This is a genomic window from Roseovarius sp. M141, assembly GCF_024355225.1.
Lineage (GTDB): Bacteria > Pseudomonadota > Alphaproteobacteria > Rhodobacterales > Rhodobacteraceae > Roseovarius.
The window spans coordinates 1801682-1819436 of the sequence record NZ_VCNH01000008.1; the positions used below are offsets into that span (position 1 = coordinate 1801682).

Annotated in this window: 9 protein-coding genes; 3 read left to right on the top strand and 6 right to left on the bottom strand. The window is 61.8% G+C overall.

Annotated elements, in window-relative coordinates; all coding sequences use genetic code 11:
• Positions 1-18: 18 nt before the first annotated feature.
• The 3 genes from FGD77_RS12830 to FGD77_RS12840 are packed head-to-tail and all read right to left on the bottom strand — an operon-like array spanning position 19 to position 5652.
• Complete coding sequence (locus FGD77_RS12830; protein WP_255010232.1) at positions 19-2322, bottom strand: hypothetical protein; 2304 nt, start codon at positions 2320-2322, stop codon at positions 19-21.
• Positions 2323-2352: 30 nt separating this feature from the next.
• A complete protein-coding gene (locus tag FGD77_RS12835) occupies positions 2353-4551 on the bottom strand; it encodes a hypothetical protein (RefSeq protein WP_255010233.1) in 2199 nt (732 codons plus the stop codon).
• Between the two features lie 3 nt (positions 4552-4554).
• Positions 4555-5652: a hypothetical protein gene (locus tag FGD77_RS12840; protein ID WP_255010236.1), complete on the bottom strand. Its 1098-nt coding sequence runs from the start codon at positions 5650-5652 to the stop codon at positions 4555-4557.
• Positions 5653-6532: 880 nt separating this feature from the next.
• Here FGD77_RS12840 and FGD77_RS12845 point away from each other — a divergent pair.
• The 3 genes from FGD77_RS12845 to FGD77_RS12855 are packed head-to-tail and all read left to right on the top strand — an operon-like array spanning position 6533 to position 9522.
• Positions 6533-7171 carry a D-Ala-D-Ala carboxypeptidase family metallohydrolase gene (locus FGD77_RS12845; protein ID WP_255010239.1) on the top strand — a complete coding sequence of 213 codons (639 nt, stop codon included), beginning with the start codon at positions 6533-6535 and terminating at the stop codon, positions 7169-7171.
• Between the two features lie 49 nt (positions 7172-7220).
• On the top strand, positions 7221-8396 hold the full coding sequence (locus FGD77_RS12850; RefSeq protein WP_255010244.1) for a peptidoglycan recognition family protein: 1176 nt from the start codon (positions 7221-7223) through the stop codon (positions 8394-8396).
• Between the two features lie 52 nt (positions 8397-8448).
• A complete protein-coding gene (locus tag FGD77_RS12855; RefSeq protein ID WP_255010246.1) occupies positions 8449-9522 on the top strand; it encodes a hypothetical protein in 1074 nt (357 codons plus the stop codon).
• Positions 9523-9576: 54 nt separating this feature from the next.
• Here FGD77_RS12855 and FGD77_RS12860 read toward each other — a convergent pair whose 3' ends face one another.
• The 3 genes from FGD77_RS12860 to FGD77_RS12870 are packed head-to-tail and all read right to left on the bottom strand — an operon-like array spanning position 9577 to position 17682.
• Complete coding sequence (locus FGD77_RS12860) at positions 9577-12777, bottom strand: ATP-binding protein (RefSeq protein ID WP_255010249.1); 3201 nt, start codon at positions 12775-12777, stop codon at positions 9577-9579.
• Positions 12774-14864, bottom strand: coding sequence for a serine protease (locus FGD77_RS12865; protein WP_255010251.1), 2091 nt, complete (start codon positions 14862-14864; stop codon positions 12774-12776). Before FGD77_RS12865 ends, FGD77_RS12860 begins: the two co-directional genes overlap by 4 nt.
• Before the next feature lie 43 nt (positions 14865-14907).
• Positions 14908-17682 (bottom strand): S8/S53 family peptidase, encoded by a 2775-nt coding sequence (locus FGD77_RS12870; RefSeq protein ID WP_255010254.1) that lies wholly within the window; start codon positions 17680-17682, stop codon positions 14908-14910.
• Positions 17683-17755 lie beyond the last annotated feature (73 nt).

The following is a 17755-nucleotide window of genomic DNA, read 5'->3' on the forward strand; positions in this document are numbered from 1 at the left end:
GCGATGGTCTGGGGCGCGCTATGTCTGTGATGAAAGCCGCAGCCGCAGCGGGCTTTCGACGGTTTGCCCGGTCGGTCGTTGCCGACTCATGCCATTGGTCAGAAATTCGGTGACGGTCAGTTGATAGGTGCTCGCTTCGCTGCGGGCATAGTCGTATTCGAAAAATCCGCTTTGACCGGGTCCGTCGAAGGTAAAGGAGCTTTGGACGGACATGCCGAAATCGGGATCCTCGAACGCCAGATCGGCCTGCACCCGCGCCACCCCCTTGGCGGCGAAATCCTCGTCCGGGGACAGAACCTGGATGACGCGGTGCGCCTTCATGTCCAGCCGGATGAAGATGGTCGATTCCTGCGTATCGGACATCGGAATGTCGATCTGGCGATTGTCCGTCATCAGAATTTTGGCCGAATAGCGGATGAAACGCTTGTTCTCGTCCTTGAGGTTGACGACGAAGCTTTTGGGAATGCGGTCCGTGTCGCTGTTCATGAAGAATAGCGATTTCGTTTCGAACAGGTCGTTGGCGATATCCTGATAGCTGAGTTCCACGAACACCATCGACACCAGATCCCACGGCACCGCCGGCACCACGGTGACCGAGCGCGACTTCGGCACGGGATTGCGGATCGTCAGCAGTTCCTGATCCAGCGTCGTCCAGTCCTCGACCCGGTCACGGTTGTCGGCGGCGTGATATTCCCTGCGGATCTCATAGCTATCCAGATCAACGTTCATCCGAAACCGTTTCCAGGTGAATTCGGGGTCTTCACTGGTCAGAAGGAAGCTGTCGTTCAGATCGATTTCATTGTCCGGGTCGCGGTAACGCAACTGGACGCCGACGCTTGGGTAGCGATCCCAAGGGAAGTTTGCCGCGCCCACGACGATGTCGTCGATGAAATACAGCTTCTCGTTTTGCGGCGCGACCTCGAATTCATCACGCAGGGTTTCGCGGCGCGGGGAGTCGATCCGGGCAGGGCGTTCGGCGGCGTCGACGCCGCGAAAGCTGACGGTGTAGTCATAGGCCACCGGGCGTTTCATCACCCCGTTTTCCAGAACGCTGTTCCAGCTTTTGGTGGTGTTGGGCGCCTCTTTCGTCAGGCGCATGGTTTCCACACGGCTGCCGTAGTCCAGCGACACGTTCAGGGATTCGACCTGATCGGCGTCAAAATCCACCAGCGCATGGGCCGTGGCTGTTCGGCGCTTGAACCAATCGCTGTCCAGATCGACCTCGGTCACGAAACGCGACATATCGACCTGCCCGTCGGCATCCCGCAGCAGCCGGAACAGCCCTTGCATGTGCGCCTGCGGATAGATCGAGCGCCGCACGGAAATGCGTTCGTTCATCGTCATGTTGATCGACTTGCGGTCGATCCGGGTCATGTCGAATTTCTTGTAGCCAAAGGACGCCACCCCGGCCCAGCCGCCGGTCGCGATCAGCAGGCCCACCTGCGAGGCGGCCTTGGCCTCTTCGTCCCATCCGTCTTCTCCGGGATTCATCGGGTCGACGCTGGGTTCAAAGAAGGCTTGCGTGACCATATCCTTGAAATCGTTGATCGCATCTTCGCGGCGCCCGATCCAGCTTGCGTCCTCTTCGCCTTCGGGCAGGAAAGTGTCGACCTCGATATTGATCGCGCGGTCTTCTATCAGCTTGTCGACCACAGACCCGATTTCGACCGAGGAGAACAGCACCGTCGCGGAAAAGCTTTCTTCGAAATGCGTCTGCACCCGGTCCCAGTCGGCGCTGACCTTGATCTGAAAGGCGGGGCGCAATGCGAAGAAGTGCAGCGAATAGATGACACCCATCGGCATCATCTCGCCGCGCATCGACGCCTCGATCAATTGCACGCCATCGGCATCCAGCTCGACCGAGAAGATCGCGTTGTTGTCCCCGTAGAGCGCAGGCTTGGAGTGGTGGGCCATCTTCACCACAAAGCGTTTTTCGGCCGTATCTGCATCCGCGTCGTCGGCGGGCGCGTCATCGCTGGCGGCACCGAGGATGATCAGCTTGACCTCGCCATCCTCGAAACTGATCGGTGACATGATCGGGTTGTCGCGTAACTGATACATCCGCTTGAGTTCGCTGCGCACCTCCTCAAGGCGTTCGGGTTCTATCGCCAGATCGACGCTGAAGTTCAGGAATCCGCCAGCCCCCGCCGCCCCGCGATACTTCAGAAGTTGCAATTGCGGGATGTGCTGGCCCACGACCGGGTCAAAGACCGTGGTCAGCTCGGGCATCGCGGGCGCACAGTGAAACACGTCTTTGCGTTCGTGATCCACAAAGACGGTGATACCCTTGATGATGTGGAATGGCGGTTTTAAGAACAGCATAAATTATTGCTCCGACTGAACGAGGGGCCACTATTGGAACGGATCGAGGATCAGCGCCTGATCGGAGACCGTTTCCGGCCCAACCGTTTTTGTCGTCTGGTCTGTCATGAAAAACTGAACCGAATAGCTGTACTCAATCAGATCCTTGTCCTTCAGTTCGATCTTCCAGGTCTGGGACTCCGGTTTTGTCGGGCTGAACACGTAGGATTTGCGTTCGTTCACATCGTTGTCGGGGTCTTGATAATGCAGCGACACCCGCGCGAGCCGCACCGACGCCCAGTCGATCAGGTCGGTGATCACCATCACCTCAAGGAAGTCCTCGATCGGGGCCGGCACCAGAATGGTGTTGGTTTCGGCGACGGTCAGGGGGATATCCTCGCTGGTGCCATCCTTGTAGGCGACCGAAGCGCTGTAGCGGACAACGCCGCCGGTCTGCGAGATTGCCGGGAACGACCATTCAAAGAACGGGTTGCCCGCGTTCAGCGCCACGCTTTTGGTCAGGTGGTAGTCGTTCTCGTCATCGTCATAACGCAGGTCCATGAAGATGTTCTGGATCCGCGCGGCAAAGTCACCGACGCCGCGCACGCCAATGTCGATGGTGGCGGCGAACACGTCATTTATGAACAGATTGGATGCGCGCGACTCCTGCGGGTCTCCCTGCACCTCGCTGCCGTTCTTCATGAAATATTTTACGTGGTATTTGTAGTTCTTCCGCATCGGTTCAAAGATGACTTCCTGAATCTTGTGCGTCGGATTGGCCTGGCTCAGTTGGAACTGATCCTCGATCCGGTCGACCCCGCGGTCCTCGTAGCTGAAGCTGACAAGCGCGCGGTCGATGTCGTCCCAGTTCAGATCGCCGCTGGATATATCGATATCCAGAATGCCGATATCATCGACACCGATGATCAGGTTGCCCTCGTCGGTGGTGATATCCTCGGACTGATATTTCCTGCTGTGGCCGGTGTAGTTGATCTGGATGGAATGGGTGTAGAACCAGTTGTCCGCCTCGACGAAAGCGCCCAATCTGCCGATCTTGTCGGGATCGCGCAGCACCACTTCGCCTTCGGGCTCGCCCGGGACCATGTTTGCCATGGGGCGGTTGTTGTACTTCAGCTTGACCTCGACCGAATGGATCGGGAGTTCTTTGAAATTGGCATTTGCGGAGACGTTCACACGAAGCTGGCGGAAGAACGGATCGTCCAGGTCAATCTCGCGGAAGTAGTCCCCCCATTTATAATTGTTGCCGTCGGCGTCCTTCAGCGTGGTGATGCCGGGCAGGGTGCCGTTGGGGTTGACCCGCCACTCTATCGCCTGGCGTTCCTTGTAGGTCAGCGTAAAGCTGGAAATCTTGGTCGACGTGATGTCGCGGGTTACGTGCTCAATCTTTTTCGGCTTTTTCCGTTGGTCATCGGGGACGGGCGCGATCGCTTCGATCATCCGCCGCTCGGCCCCGTCTTCCAGCGCGCGCATCGCCCAGTCACGGATTTCGCCGCGGACCTTTTCGTCGGTAACCATACCCCAGTCGGCCCAGAAACGCATGGCCTCGGACGAGATTGCCCGTTCGCGTATCGTCTCGCGGTAGCTGTCATGTTTCCAGGCTGGCCAATGCTTGTTCACATCGATGGTTTGGTAAAATCTGTAGAATTCGGTCGCATGGAACGAGGCCTTGACCTTGACCAACGGCAGGGCTGCGGGCGTGACAAGCGAATACTCGACACCAAAGGTCGGTCCCTGACCTTTCATCGCCTGCTCAAAGAAGGTGATGCCCTCGGGGGTCAGCTCCACTCCGAACGTGGCGGAGTTGTCGCCATAGAGCGATGGCTTGCCCGAATTCTGGATCTTGTCGACAAATGTGCCGTCGGACCCCGCAATGATCAGGCTGCAGGTGCCGTCCGTATAGGTGGGCGAGGCCAACTTGACCTTGGGGATCGGGTCGATGTTGCGCCGCCGCGCCTCGGCGTTGACCTGTGCCTGCAATGCATCCTTCAGCGGTTGCACCTTGTCGTCTGGCAGCACGAAGGCCACGCTGAAGATCAGGAAGCCGCCGCCGACCTTGCCGTCTTCGCGGTCGATCGGCATCCGGTATTTGTAGATTCCCATATCCAGCTTGCCCTCGGGCGTCTTGCGGAACGAACAGCGCGACGGCAACGGGTAGTGGGTCTCGATCTTCTTGCTGTCGCCATAAACGGTGATGCCTTCAATGGTCTGGACCTTGTCGATCTGAAGCATGGGTCAATCCTCGGTTTGAATGTTGGGGGACAGCACGATTTGGGGGCTTGCGGCGGTGGCTTCGGGGTGCCGCTCGACCGCGCCGGACGCCAGGGTGGCGCGCCACTCGTAGGTCAGGCTTTGACCAAGAGGGGCGCCGCGCGCCACCAGCAGCCAGGTGACAGGCGCGAATGGCGGGCGGAAATGGAAGGTGCGAAGATCACGGGTGTCGCGGTCGTCGGGGTCATAGCGCACGGTGACGCGGGCGCGGTCGGCGCCGACATCCGCGAGCGGCGTGGGATCGATACTGACCGCGATAAGCCCGAGGTCTGCCGCCTCCAGGGTCAGCGTGTCGCCGCTGGCCGTCGCGGTTGCCTCATGCGTCGCCGCGCCGGTGACGTATTGGGTGACAAGCAGGATCGCGCCGTCTGCCGTGCCAAGCTCAAGTGTGGCTTCGGGTGCGGCCGGGGTCAGGTGGACACGCGTTTGCGGGTCATCGTCCCGGCTGGCGCTGACCAGCGCCACGACACCCGACAGATCGGCGCCCGGCATCTCTGGCAGGGACAGGCGGACGGCGGTGGCCGGTTCGGCGCCGTTCGGTGTGGTTGGCGGCTGGGGCAGGGGTGGGACGCCCGGATCCGGGATGACCAGCGGCGTATCGCCTGCCGGGAACCACCGCCCGATGTCGGTGCCCGCCGAAATGTTCAGATCGTCGTCAATGGTCAGGTCAATTTCCAGAGTCGTATTCTGCCCGCCAGATGCGATTGCAGGCACGGTGCCCAGCATACGGACGGCGGCATCAAGAAAGGCGGACCACAGGTCTGCATCACCGGGGTCGACCTGTTCCAGAACCACGCGGCGATCCGCCAGAGCCGCCTCCAGATCGGCACGGGTTGCCAGACCGCTCAGCTCGCCCGTCAGGCGGGCCTGATGTTGGACGGGCCAATGCAGGCTTGCGTCGTAGCTGACGCCCAGATGGCCTGGCTGTCCGTTCATCGCGGCCGCCACCGAAGGCCGGTCTTGCGGCGTGACCGTCAGGCTGAACATCGCGCTGTAGGGCGGTGTGCCTGATGTGGCGCTGCGCGCCAATTCACGCACGCCGCCAGAGGCGTCATGAAGCAACAGCCGAGCGGAATCTATGCTAACTGGCGCAAAACTCAACTTTACCAGATCCGGGTCATCGATCTGGTTTAACTGTGCCAACTCGACTCGCAAAGACGCAAGAGCTTCTTCGCTGGGCGACCACAATGCCGTGAGTTGTAAAAAGGCACTTTCGCCTGCTTCAATCAACGCCACCTGCGCGCTGCCATCGGGATTTAAAAATAATCCACAGTTGAGCGGCAGGTAGTAATAATGTGCAGCCGCGTTCGGAACGGGGAGGCACAATATATTGCCAAATAAAAACCCACCCGCCACTTGGCTTGGGTCCAGTTTGGCGCCGTCTGCAAATACGGCGTTCTGCGCGGTGGCGTCCTTATGTTGTTGCGCCTGCGCTCTGCCCTTATCAGCCTTGCCGGTTTCCCCTGATCCGCGAAGCACATCGGCACCTTGTGCGAATCGACGGGGTTGTGCGAAATGCCTAACGTCCATTGGTCAATCGCTCGCTTTCACATCTTAATAAAACCGCCCCCACGTTCAATTCGGGACGGAAATAACGCTTTTGACGCCACAAGACTTCTTTGGGCGGAAACGCCCATTTATTAACTTTAGGATATGCAACAACGCCGACGTGAAATTCCTTCGCGTCGAAATATACGGGTCATTTGATGCAATAATTTGCGTAAACCGCGCTCAATTTTGCAACTCAGGGGATGAAACTCATTCAATTCTCCGTCGTCAAAGTCTTTTCAAATCGTCACAAAATGTGGCATACTAAAAACCATACACTCTCTTTAAGGTAGCACTACTGTTTCCTTTCTCCGAGTCATTTTTTTTGAATACTTCTATCGCACTAGCTGCGAAATTTTCCGACGAGTCTCATTAACAGGAGGTTGCGACGCCAATGCCAGTCCAGGAAACGTTGGGAATAGAGGCGACGCTTGAGGCCGGGGAATTCTCGGGCGAGGGCGTCTCAATCGAGGATGAAATCGCCGCCGCGATCTTGCAGAGCGAGCGTAGCCAGGCCGAGTTTCTGGGCACGCTTGAAAGCGGGCAGATTCCATCAGATGGGACCGAGGCCGCAGAAACGACCGCCAGCTACATGGGGCGCTTCACAGCCTTTGTCGCGGGCCTGAACCTGCGGCACTTTTCGGCGCAGGAGTTTCTGGTGCTCGGCGGGTCTAACGGGCCAGGCGGAAGGTGCGCGGGGCGCAACAGCTTGCCCCCGTCCGATCTGTGGCCGACGCTTGAGCCGACAGCGCGGTTCGTGGATGCCATTCGCGCCCGGCTGGGCAGTTCCGTGGTGATCCTGTCGGCCTACCGCGCCGAGTCCTACAATGGTTGTATCGGTGGCGCCAGTCGCAGCCAGCACAAGCGGTTCTGTGCGCTTGACCTGACGCCGCGTGCCGCTTCGGTCAGCGCACTTTGGGAAACCGCCCGCAGTATCCGCGCGGCCAACGGCAGCTTTACTGGTGGCATCGGCAAATACCGCAGCTTTGTTCATATCGACACACGGGGCAACAATGCCGACTGGGTAGGCTGAAACATCCGTCCCCCAGATCCCGAAAGTGCGAAACTGAAGGAGACAGACGATGCCCCCCCCCTTTCTGAACCTGACCCCGGCACAATTCAGCGACGCGGTGAAGGCCTATGCCTGGAGCACGCCGAAAACAGAAATCCACGTACACCACACCTGGCGCCCCAACCATTCACAGTATCGCGGATTGCCGACGATTCAGGGCATGTATAATTATCACACCGGCACCAACCACTGGTCCGACATTGCCCAGCACGTTTCAATCGGGCCGGATGGGTCGATCTGGACCGGACGCGCCTGGTCGCGCAGCCCGGCCAGCGCGTCGGGCTTCAACGGGTCGCATGTATTCATGTTTGAAACGATCGGCGATTTCGACACGAGCAAGGACCCGCTGACCAGGGACCAGCTGGATGCGGTTCTGCATGTCGTGGCCAGTCTGCAACGGCATTTTTCACTGACAGACCCGGATTGCGTGAGATTCCACAACCAGATGTCGGGCAAGACCTGCCCCGGATCGTCCATCGACCGGGCCGCATTTCTGGAACAGGTCGCCGAAAAACGTGCTGCGCTTGAGGGGCCGATCAACGATCCGGGCATGCCCGGGTCCGGTACTGCGACAATGGACGAGGTGATGGCCGCCATCACCCATCAGGGAAACGAAGCGATTGGCGATGACGGCGATGCAGAGCTTTCTCATGACGGGGCGCTTGCCGCCTTCATGGAACGCGTCGCCACCAATCCGTTCCGGTCCGGGGCCACAACGGAAGCCTTGGGTGCGGATGCGGTGACAGGCGTCACAATGCTGACCGAAAGCGCCGCGGGCGATGACGAGCAAGCGCTTTTTGCCGAACTCGGTCGTCGCGCGATGATGATGGAGGCGGATGCAGCCACAGCAGGGCAGGTCGGTCTGGGCGATGCCCCGATCGAGGAGGTCTTCTTCAGCAGTTTTGCTGATCTTGGACGCCGCATTTTTGAGAGGGTCGAGGGGCAGCTATACCATGTCATGTGCGGCACCGACGGCAAGGATGCGACGGACCGTGCCAAATTGCGCGATGCTTTCGGGCTCGGGACTAATGCGGTCACGGCGGCCATCGTTACGGTGCTGACGGGCAGTTTCGGCCTGGCCCCGGCCATCGCGGCGGTCGCGGCGGCGCTTCTGATCCGGGTCGTGCTGAAACCCGCCTACGGCACGACCTGCGAGTTCTGGGCCGAGCGGCTGCCCCCCGCCTGACCGGCACATACCCCTCGCCCATTCCGTGAAACCAGCAACCAAGGAGTTTGACATGCATCCCCTCGCACATCTGGAAGAGACGGATATCGTACTGGACGCGCTGCCGTCCGAAGTGGCCGCAAGTATCGAGGTGCGCGACAAATACATGAACGGCCTGTCGATGGGCGGCGGCATGGGCCTTGAATTTGTGGTGTCGGACGTGCAGCGGTGGCTTCCGGGGCAGGTGGTCCGGGTGGCGTTTCTGGACGGCGACGATGATCTGCACCGCGCAATCATGGAGGCGACGCAGGAAATCAGCGACGCCTGTAACCTGAAGCTCGATTTTGGCGAAACCGATTGCGGGTCCTTCCGGCGCTGGACCGAGCAGGACAACAGCTATGCTGCCGAAATCCGTGTCAGCTTTGACAAGGGCGGCTATTTTTCGCTGGTCGGTACGGACAGCATCGACGGCACGCTCGGCTCTCCGAATGGAGATGTTGGCGGGCGGCCCTATCAGGCAAGTCTGAACCTGGGCGGGTACGCGGTGAAGCGCCCGTCGACATGGCGCGGCACGACGCGGCATGAGTTTTTGCATGCGCTTGGCTTTCACCACGCGCATCAGAACATGCGCGGACCGTGCCAAGCGTCGTTTCGCTGGGATGATGACGACGGATACCAGCCAACCAAGAACGACCGGGGCGGGTTTATCGCCGATGCCGCCGGGCGGCGGCCGGGGATTTATACCTATCTTGCGGGGTATCCGAATTTCTGGGACCGGATGAAGGTGGACCACAACCTGAAAACCGAGGAAGATCCCCATCTGGTCGCGGGGCCGTTTGATCCGCAGTCCGTGATGCTCTACCGGTTTCCGCCGGATTTCTACAAATCGGTGCCCAGCCCCTGCGCCCCGCAGGGTGACGGACAAGAGCTGTCAGATGGCGACAAGCGCGGGCTGCAACTGCTCTATCCCCAAACCGCGACAGAGGTCGCAGCCGTGGTGAGCAACCAGCAAGAGATATTTTCTGCGGTCGCGGGATTTGTTGCAAGCGAACCCGAGGCGGCGGGGCTTGAGACGGCGATCAGGCCCATGGGGCAGATCGGCGGGGTTGCCGATGTGCTGCGTCGCAAGTTGGATGCACTGAAATAGGTTCGCCATCCGGGGCGCTGGTTTTCGGCGCCTCGGTTCGGTTGCACGGGCGGTTTACGCCCGCGCCACGGTGTGCTGGTTGTCCGCGCCTTGACGCGGATCGCGCGCAAAGAACCACTCGCCGATCAGGTTGTGCATGCGCAACAAGGGCGCCACGCGCGCGTCATCCTGCGCCATCAAATCCAGTAAACCTGCCAGCAATCCGCATTGATCCGCCGTCTCGATGACGGTGCCGAATTCCTCCTCGCGGTAGGGGATCTTTCGGTCAGAGCGCAGATCCTGCGGCCAGTGCGTCCCCGGATCTTTGGTCAAATGCGCCACCATTTCGCCCACGCGTGCGGGAGATTGGTCACGCAGGAACGCGCCGGTGGGTTCATACAGTTCCGGTGACAATCCGCGCAGCATATCGGCAAAGAGTACGCGCGCCGGGTCTGACATTTTCATCAGCTCTTCTGGATAGATAGCGATGGGTTCGTTCAGCCGGTATATCTCTTGCATGGCCCCAAGCGTCACCGGGGCCGCCCCATATAACGGGTTCAGCAGACGGCGCAGGTCGCCCGGCAGATCGGGTGGCTCACCGGGCGGCACGCCCGACGGGTCGGTCGGGCTGACGGCGAGGCAAAACGCGCGCGCGGATAGAACGAACGGCTCTTTTCGACGGGCGCCGGACATGGCCAGCACCTCCATGATCTGGCGCCCGGCAAGGCGGTTCGCGCGCACGGGCATGCGGTCGGGCGCATGCCAGCCGTCGGGGTTTTCCAAGGCACGGATCAGCGCGTCGGCGCAGGAGTCCGACGCGCCAGTTGAGGCGCCTTTTGCGGCTGCGTAGAGGTCCGGCATTGGTGGGGGCAGGTCAGACAGGTGCCCGTCATCCTCCCATCCGGTGCCCTCCAGTGCCCCCGCGAGCAGAATGCTCTGCCAAACGGCCGTGCCCCAGAAATCATCACCGTTCTCGACGGACAGCCCCTCTGAGCGGCGAGCGTCGAAATAGCGCGGCCCGAGGCTGGACGCCCGATCGAACTGCCCTAACAGGAAGCCGCGACCGATCTCTCTGGCCAGATGCTGTGGCGTCGCATCAGCGGCGATGCCGCTTGGCTCAGGAGTTGTGCCCGCCCCGGATACATCAGCGGCCTTTTTTCGCGGGGCGGTCTTGGCGCCGACCCTGCCCATTCCAACGCCTTGCACCTTCATTCTCTTGAAGGTCTGCGCCTCTGCATTTTCGCGCAGATTGGGCGGCAGCTGGTCCCATTCCGCCGCGCTCAGCGGCTCACCGCGCAGCGCCTTGACCCGCGCGACCCAGACGAGGGGCAACGTGTCTAGGTCTTCGCCCAGAATCGTATGCATCCGGTTGGCGTAATCCAGATCAAAGGATGGTTCCAGATCCGTGCCGAGCGCGCGGTAATAGGCCGCCTCGACCTGCCGGACCCCGGGCGGCATGACCCGCCACCAGACATGGGCCGCATCGCCGCGCGGCGGGCCGAATTCGAACAGATCCGCCGCCGCGACGCAAACCGCGCGGGCGTTGTTGCGCAACGTGGTCTTGCGCGCCGCCGTCGGGCCGCTGTCGCTGGGGCGGGGGCCGGCGAATAGGCCGGGCAGCATCAGCCGACGCAGATCGCTGCGGTGGCGGGCGGGAAAATCGCCCGGTTCCTCCTCGACCAGCCAGTATTCGTCGCGCAAGCGTGTCATCAGGTCCGCCGCGCGGTCCGACGTGATCGGCGCGCCAAAGCAGGGCACGGCAAGCACCAGCCGGATCATGTCCTTGTTCAGCTGCCGCAACACCAGCCCGGGATGGGCCAGCGCGCGCACATCCTCGTCCGAGATCCGTTGCAGGATACGTTCGTACAGATAGACTTGAGCGAACTCGGCCTTGAAGCGGGGATCATGTGCCAGATCCTCCAGCAGGCTGGTGGCACCGCCTTCGTGGCTTGCCGCGAACTTTGCCAGAACCCGCAGAGCCAGCGGATGCCCCCCCAGCGCATCGCTTGCGGTCTGGCGCTCTTGGACGGTGCGAAATACCCCCGCCTTGTCACAGTGTTCCAAGAGCCGCGCGCCCGACACGGCCCCCAGCCCGCCGATGTCGATACGGCGGGCCTCGTCCCCGAAGGCTTCGGTCAGGTCCGGCTCGGGCAGGGGGGCGGCGCGCCCGCTGACGATCGTGCGCAGATTTGTCAGCCCGTTGTCGCGCAGGCTGTTTTCAATGTCCATCAGCGTCCGGACCACGCCGCCGCCCTGCCGGTTCACCGCCTCGAAGCTGTCAAAGAACATGGCGATGTTCATCATGTGCAGGGGCTTGGCCGCTGGTTCCTGAAAGCGGGGAAAGATCGCCGACAGCATTCGGCCGAACTGCGAGGAATAGGTGCGTTCGCCGCCCGAAGTGTCGAGGGCGGGTAACTGGCGGCGCACGTCGCGCAGGAATTCGATCAGCGCCTCCTTTTTTTCCGCGGATAGTTTCTTGTTTGCCAGACCGACCGACAATTGGCGCAACACTTCGTGCACCATCTGCACAGGCGATCCGCCGACCAGCTGGCGGCGGTCAAAATCGAGAAATATTATCATGGGCGCATCTGCGCGCCCTTCCCAGCCGTGGATCAGGCTGGCCACCAGCGCCGATTTCCCGATGCCCCCGGCCCCGGTCAACAGCAGCGGACGCGGGTCGTCCTCCAAGGCGCGCAGGTGCCGGGACAGGATGCGCTTGTAATGGCCGCGCCCGTACAGCTTGGTGGGCAGCACGATCTGGATGTCCTGACGGCGCTGCAAGGTCTTGATGCGCAGATCGGCTGCATTGCGGACCGACTCGATCCATTTTGTGTCCAGCGCCGGAACCACTTCGGCAAATTGCGCAGCGTCGTAGGTGGCGCTTGCATGGGCCAGTTGGCGCGCCAGATAGGCATCGTCCGTTTCCTCGGCTCTGCGCTCGGGTACGGCGGGAATTTCCTTGCGCAGGATGGTGCGCAGAATTTGGCCCAGCACATCGCCCTTTTCCAGTGCCGGCGCCGCATTGAGGGTTTGCGCAATCATCGCCGCACTCAGGAATTCGCGCAGCGCCCGGCGGCGGCAATCGGGGGTGACCATCCAGCGATACCCCCCGGATTGCAGGTGTTCCGTCGATTGCAGCGACAGAACCCGAAGCGCCCCATCACGGTATTGGCGCGCGCCGGGGCCCAGATCGACGGAGTTCAGCATCGCCAGCGGATCAAAACCGCCTGAAAGGCTTGCGTTGCGCAGGATCAGGGTGTTGAGCGTTGTATTCATGGCCCGCCTCCGTCCACCGGGTCGCCCTGCGCGGCAGCGCCGAACAGCTCGTCCACCACATCCTGCATGTAGGTGGATATGAACTCGGCCACCTTCGGCATCGGGCTTTGGGTTCCGGCGTAGGATGCGACGGTCTTGCTGAGCAGGCTCAGCGTCTTTTCGTCCATCGCCACATCACGGCCGCCGCGTTCTTTCAGCCAGTCGGCGAAAAGCTGGCCGACGTCGGTCAGGTCGGTGGGGGCTATGGCGTTTTCGATCACATCCGCGGGATCCAGCCCGCCAATACTGATCGACGATCGCAGGCCAATCAGCACGATGCGCAGATTTGGCAGCAGCCCCACCTGAGAATAGAGCGTCGCCAGAAACTCTCGCCCCGAGGCATCCGAAAGCTCGTGCTTGTCCAGATCGTCGATCATCAGCCAAACCGTCTTGTTGCCCAGACGGTCGCGGATCGCGGTGCCAAGGTAATTGACCAGCCGCGCGACATAGGCAGGGGTGGTGGTATCAGGTTCGCGGGGCAGACCGGCCAGAAGGTCAGGTGCAAATGACCCCAGAACCGCCTCGGTCTGGCGCAGCGCATCGACATGCAGTTCCGCCGCCTTAAAGACGATGTGGTGGTGATCGGGTGGGCGGAACAGGTTCTGGATCAACTCTATGGTAAAGCTTTTGCCGGGCTGGGTGACATCGGCCACGCTTTTGCTGACATGCACCCTCATCACCGGGCGGGTGCCTTCAAACAGTTCCTTCAGATCGCTAAACAGCGCCTTGCGGCCAAAAACCGGGCGCACCCCGTCCAGACAGCCGCGAAACGGCAGGATACCGGTGCTCTGGGAAATCGTCTCCAGCGTGCGCTTGGCCTGTAGATCCTGGGCGATAAAGCTAAGTGAGACGGCGCAGTTGATGACATTTGCGGGGGCGGTGGGGGTAGGCGTCTGGCCACCATGGGGGTCATCGCCCAGCCCCAGATGGTGCAACCCGATCGGTGTCCCCTCGGCGCTCAGCGCCAGCCCGCCCGAAGATCCCCGAACGGTCGAGGCCGAGTGGAAGATCCGCGCCACGTTCTTCTTGCGGTAGTAGATCTGCCCCTCGGTCACCGTATGGCCCAGCGAAGAAGGATGGTGCAACACCCAGCAGCCAAGGCTCTGGCTGCTGTCGTTCAACTTGGTCAGATCGTACCAGCCGCGTTGCAGCCCCGGCGCCGTGGCCAGCCGGATCACGGCATAGTCCAGCGAGGTCTTCACACTGTCGCGCCAGCCGTCGCGGGCAGTCTTGACGGTCCACCAATAGGGCACCGCAGCGTCCGGCTGGGTCGGGCCGTAGGGGCTGCTGGCCACGCACCACGTTTTGTCTGCGGGCGGAGAATGTGCCGACGCGTCATCGGTTTCCAGCCCGGTGGTGGGCGAATAGTCGAACCGCACCTCGATCTGGCTGGGATCGGACAGAACCGGTTGCGCCGCCATATCCTCGACGACGTGCCAGTTGGTCAGGACCGCCGACGGACCGATCAGGAACCCGGTGCCGGTGTGCTTGACGTTCTCGTTTTCATCGCGGGTGTAGATGATGCAGATACGTCGCCGGGCCAGCAGGAGGGCGGGCAGCAGATCGCCCGGATCGGTCCAGATCGTTTCGGGCGATGTCATCTTGTGAAAACCCGCCGCATGAAGCTGCGCGCGGGCGGGCTGCGCCGCAGCGGGTTGCGCTGGTGTTGGTTCAGGGCGGCGTCCCATGGACAGGCGGGACTTGTGGCCCAATGCATCTTGGGCAAGGCCCATGATCAGCGGACGCGCGGCGTCGGGGGGATGCCCGGCATACGCCTCATCGAACATGGACAGCCCTACGGCGGCGCCAAAACAGTCCAGTATCCGATCGCGGTCTGCCAGTGCCGCGAGCGCCAAGGCCAGTGCATCGCTGTCATTGGCGGGATCAAGCGTCGGCAGCGCATGACGGACAGCCGCCCACGTCGTGACGACGGCGTGCAGAAAACCTGCGGGCGCGTCTGGTGGCGACGCTTCGGCCAGCCAGTTGTCATAGAACGCAGCGAAAGTCTGACGCGATACGGGAAGGCGCGCGGTCAGGCGTACAAGCATGCCCGTCAGCTCAACTTGTGTGGGGGCCTCCTCCATGGCACGCTTAAAACGCGTCGGTGTCGAACACGCCGTCCCCGACCGCCCGCACGGTATCTAGATCATGCGCCAGGTTCATCGTCAGCGTCGAGCCGCCAAAATGCAGCCCGCACAGCGCCATGCCCCCGTGAAGCGAGATGATGGCAGACCCGGAATTGCCCGCGAATGTCGTGGCATCATGCGAAAACGCCCATCCAGCCGTGTCATTGGCGACCGACCCCGGGCGACTCATCATCATGCCCGGGCTGATGTATTTCACCCCGAATTCGTCCCCATACAGTTCTCCTACACGGTCCCAGAACTGGAGTGCCTGCTCGGCGTCGGTGGGCGCCTGTTGAAAGCCCGGTCGTGCGGGATAGCCGACCACCATCAGGTTTTCCAAACCCGCGTCGGTTGTTGTCGTGGTTACCCCCATCGGGGCAGGCAGATCCTGCTGCCCGTTGTTGGTTTCGACCCCGACAATGGCCATGTCCAGATTGGTCAGGACGACACGGCGGCCGATGCGGTTGCGTCCGGCGGTGATGACATGCGTAATCTCGAACCGCGTGGACTCATCGGTCGCATCGGGGTCGAAGATGATCGAGGCACGGCGGCGCAGGCTGAACGCTTGCTGACCGGGGGCGGCGGGCAGGGGATCGGCAAAGACATCCAGCACGTGGCGGTTCGTCATCACCCGCCCGTCGGCCAGCACAAAGCCTGTGCCCGCATGCACCCATCTGCCCATCGGATCGGTGACGTCGATCCGCCCGACCGCATCGACCTTTGGCCGCCATTTGTTGCGCGCGGGCATCAGATTTCCGGCCCAGGTACCGATATTGGGATTGGTCGCCAGATCGCCATCGTTGTCGGTGATGCGCAGCGCCGGACGCCCGGTCAGCCGTACCAGCGCCTCTAGGGCAAAACGCGCCTCGCCCATATCGTGCGGCATCGGGCGGTCGGGTTCGGCCACCTCAACCAATGCCCGTTCTATGCGCGACAAGGCTTCATCCTGAAGCCCGCTATCAACGCGGGTGGACCGCGCACGCGCGGTCTTCAGCACGCTTTCCGCGGTCGCCATGATGGTGTCGGTTCCCTCGGTACGGATGCGGGCAACGGCATCCTCGGTGGACAGCGCGGCGGCAGACTCGAGTCCGGCCCCGCGTGACGCGCCAAGGCGCTTCAGCGCATCCGACAAGGAGACGGGCGGCGTAGCGGGGGCCACGACCGCAGCCGGGGCCGGCAGATCACTCGGATCGCCCAGATCGATCAACTGCGCCAGACGCGGCGACGGCATCGGGCTGACCGCCGTTTCCAGCGCAGGACCTTGCGCAGGGTCGCGCCGGAGCGCGCGATCAAATGTCAGAAACTCTGCCTCTGACTGGTGGCGGGCGAAATCGGACCCGGTGCCGCGCATCTTCACTTCCGGCCCCGCCGTTTCGGTCCCGAGACTGTCGCGTCCGGGGATTTCGGCCAGCGACAGACCAAGCAGCGCCTGCGCATCGACGATGCCCGGTCCCATCTGCGAGACGTCCCAGCCGATTGGGGTATGGCAACTGGCCTGAAGCGCTGCGTGGAAAAGATGCTGTACCACAGCATTGCCGCGCTTGAGCGCTTCGGCCCGCACCGCGTCTACGCCGAAGTGTTCCAGCCAAAGGGCCGCAATCCCCGCCGTCTGCGCCACGGCATACGAGGTGCCCTGACCGCGCGGATCGATGCGCGCCAGATCCTCGGGTGTGGGCGTCTGACCGGCCGGTCCGGCCAGCCTGCGTGCCACATGCACATTCTCGCCCGGCGCCGAAATATCGACCGCCGCACCCCGGCAGGAGCCTTTCCAGCGCTTCATATTGTTGTCGACCGCCGCCACCGCGATGATGTTTCGATCCCAGCCCGGATAAGTAACGACGCGCACGCAATTGCCCGCCGCCGCCAGCACGATCATGTTGGCGCGCACCGCCCGGACGACCGCACGGCGCAGAGCAGAGGTGGAAAACGGCCCGCCAAGGCTCATCGTTACCACATGGCACCCGGTGAGGCGGGCGTGATCTATGGCGCGGGCCACGGCCGTGCCGCCGCCCAGAACCACGCGGTCGACACACCGCACCGGCACGAGGGTCGCCCCCGGCGCGGTCCCGCTGATGACATGGCCCGGACGGCTGATGACTACGCTTGAGGTTGCCGTGCCATGCCCGGGTGAGCCCATCGACGTCAGCAGCGGATCGGTTGGATCGGGCGTGCCGGCAATCATGTCAAACCCGCTGGCCTTATCCAGACCTTCGGATAGCTCATCATGTGCGGCCACACCGGTATCAGGCTGGCCTACGCGAATGCCCTGACCCGTGACGCCGAACTGCGCCCAAGCCGCATCTACCTTCATCAGTTTGATCGCCCAGTTCGCCTCGGCAGGCGACGGCGCATCCGAGGAACAGAAAGCGTCGACTATGGCGCCAACGCCTTCGACCCCGGGGGCTGTCGTTTCGTTATCGACGAAAGAGGGATCTATATCGGGCGTGCAGGAGACAAGCGCCATGGCGTCGACCAATTGATCGGCCATCGTGAACAGATAATCAGAGGATTGTTCCCTGATGACACCGGGAAACTGAAGGATCAGCAAAGCGGGGTCTTCATCCGAATACGCAAACAGATCGAAACCCTCGCCGCCCAAAAGCGTAATCAGGCGCTGGCGCTCTGCGTCAATCTTCGGGATACCGGGATATTCCAGCGTAAAACGCAGTATTTCGCTTGGCAATGCTTCGCTGGCAGTGTGCGTGCCAACCTGCGCGGCGGCTTTGAGAAGTTCCAACACAATCGACCACTCCAGAAATTTGAAATATTGAAGAAAGGTACTAAAAAGGGAACGCAAATACTAAAAGATGAGA

What these genes read in the sequence shown, in the direction of transcription:
- FGD77_RS12830 (WP_255010232.1), bottom strand. Translation starts at nt 2,322, where the DNA reads ATGCTGTTCTTAAAACCGCCATTCCACATCATCAAGGGTATCACCGTC.
- FGD77_RS12860 (WP_255010249.1), bottom strand. Translation starts at nt 12,777, where the DNA reads ATGAATACAACGCTCAACACCCTGATCCTGCGCAACGCAAGCCTTTCA.
- FGD77_RS12850 (WP_255010244.1), top strand. Translation starts at nt 7,221, where the DNA reads ATGCCCCCCCCCTTTCTGAACCTGACCCCGGCACAATTCAGCGACGCG.
- FGD77_RS12835 (WP_255010233.1), bottom strand. Translation starts at nt 4,551, where the DNA reads ATGCTTCAGATCGACAAGGTCCAGACCATTGAAGGCATCACCGTTTAT.
- FGD77_RS12845 (WP_255010239.1), top strand. Translation starts at nt 6,533, where the DNA reads ATGCCAGTCCAGGAAACGTTGGGAATAGAGGCGACGCTTGAGGCCGGG.
- FGD77_RS12865 (WP_255010251.1), bottom strand. Translation starts at nt 14,864, where the DNA reads ATGCTTGTACGCCTGACCGCGCGCCTTCCCGTATCGCGTCAGACTTTC.
- FGD77_RS12855 (WP_255010246.1), top strand. Translation starts at nt 8,449, where the DNA reads ATGCATCCCCTCGCACATCTGGAAGAGACGGATATCGTACTGGACGCG.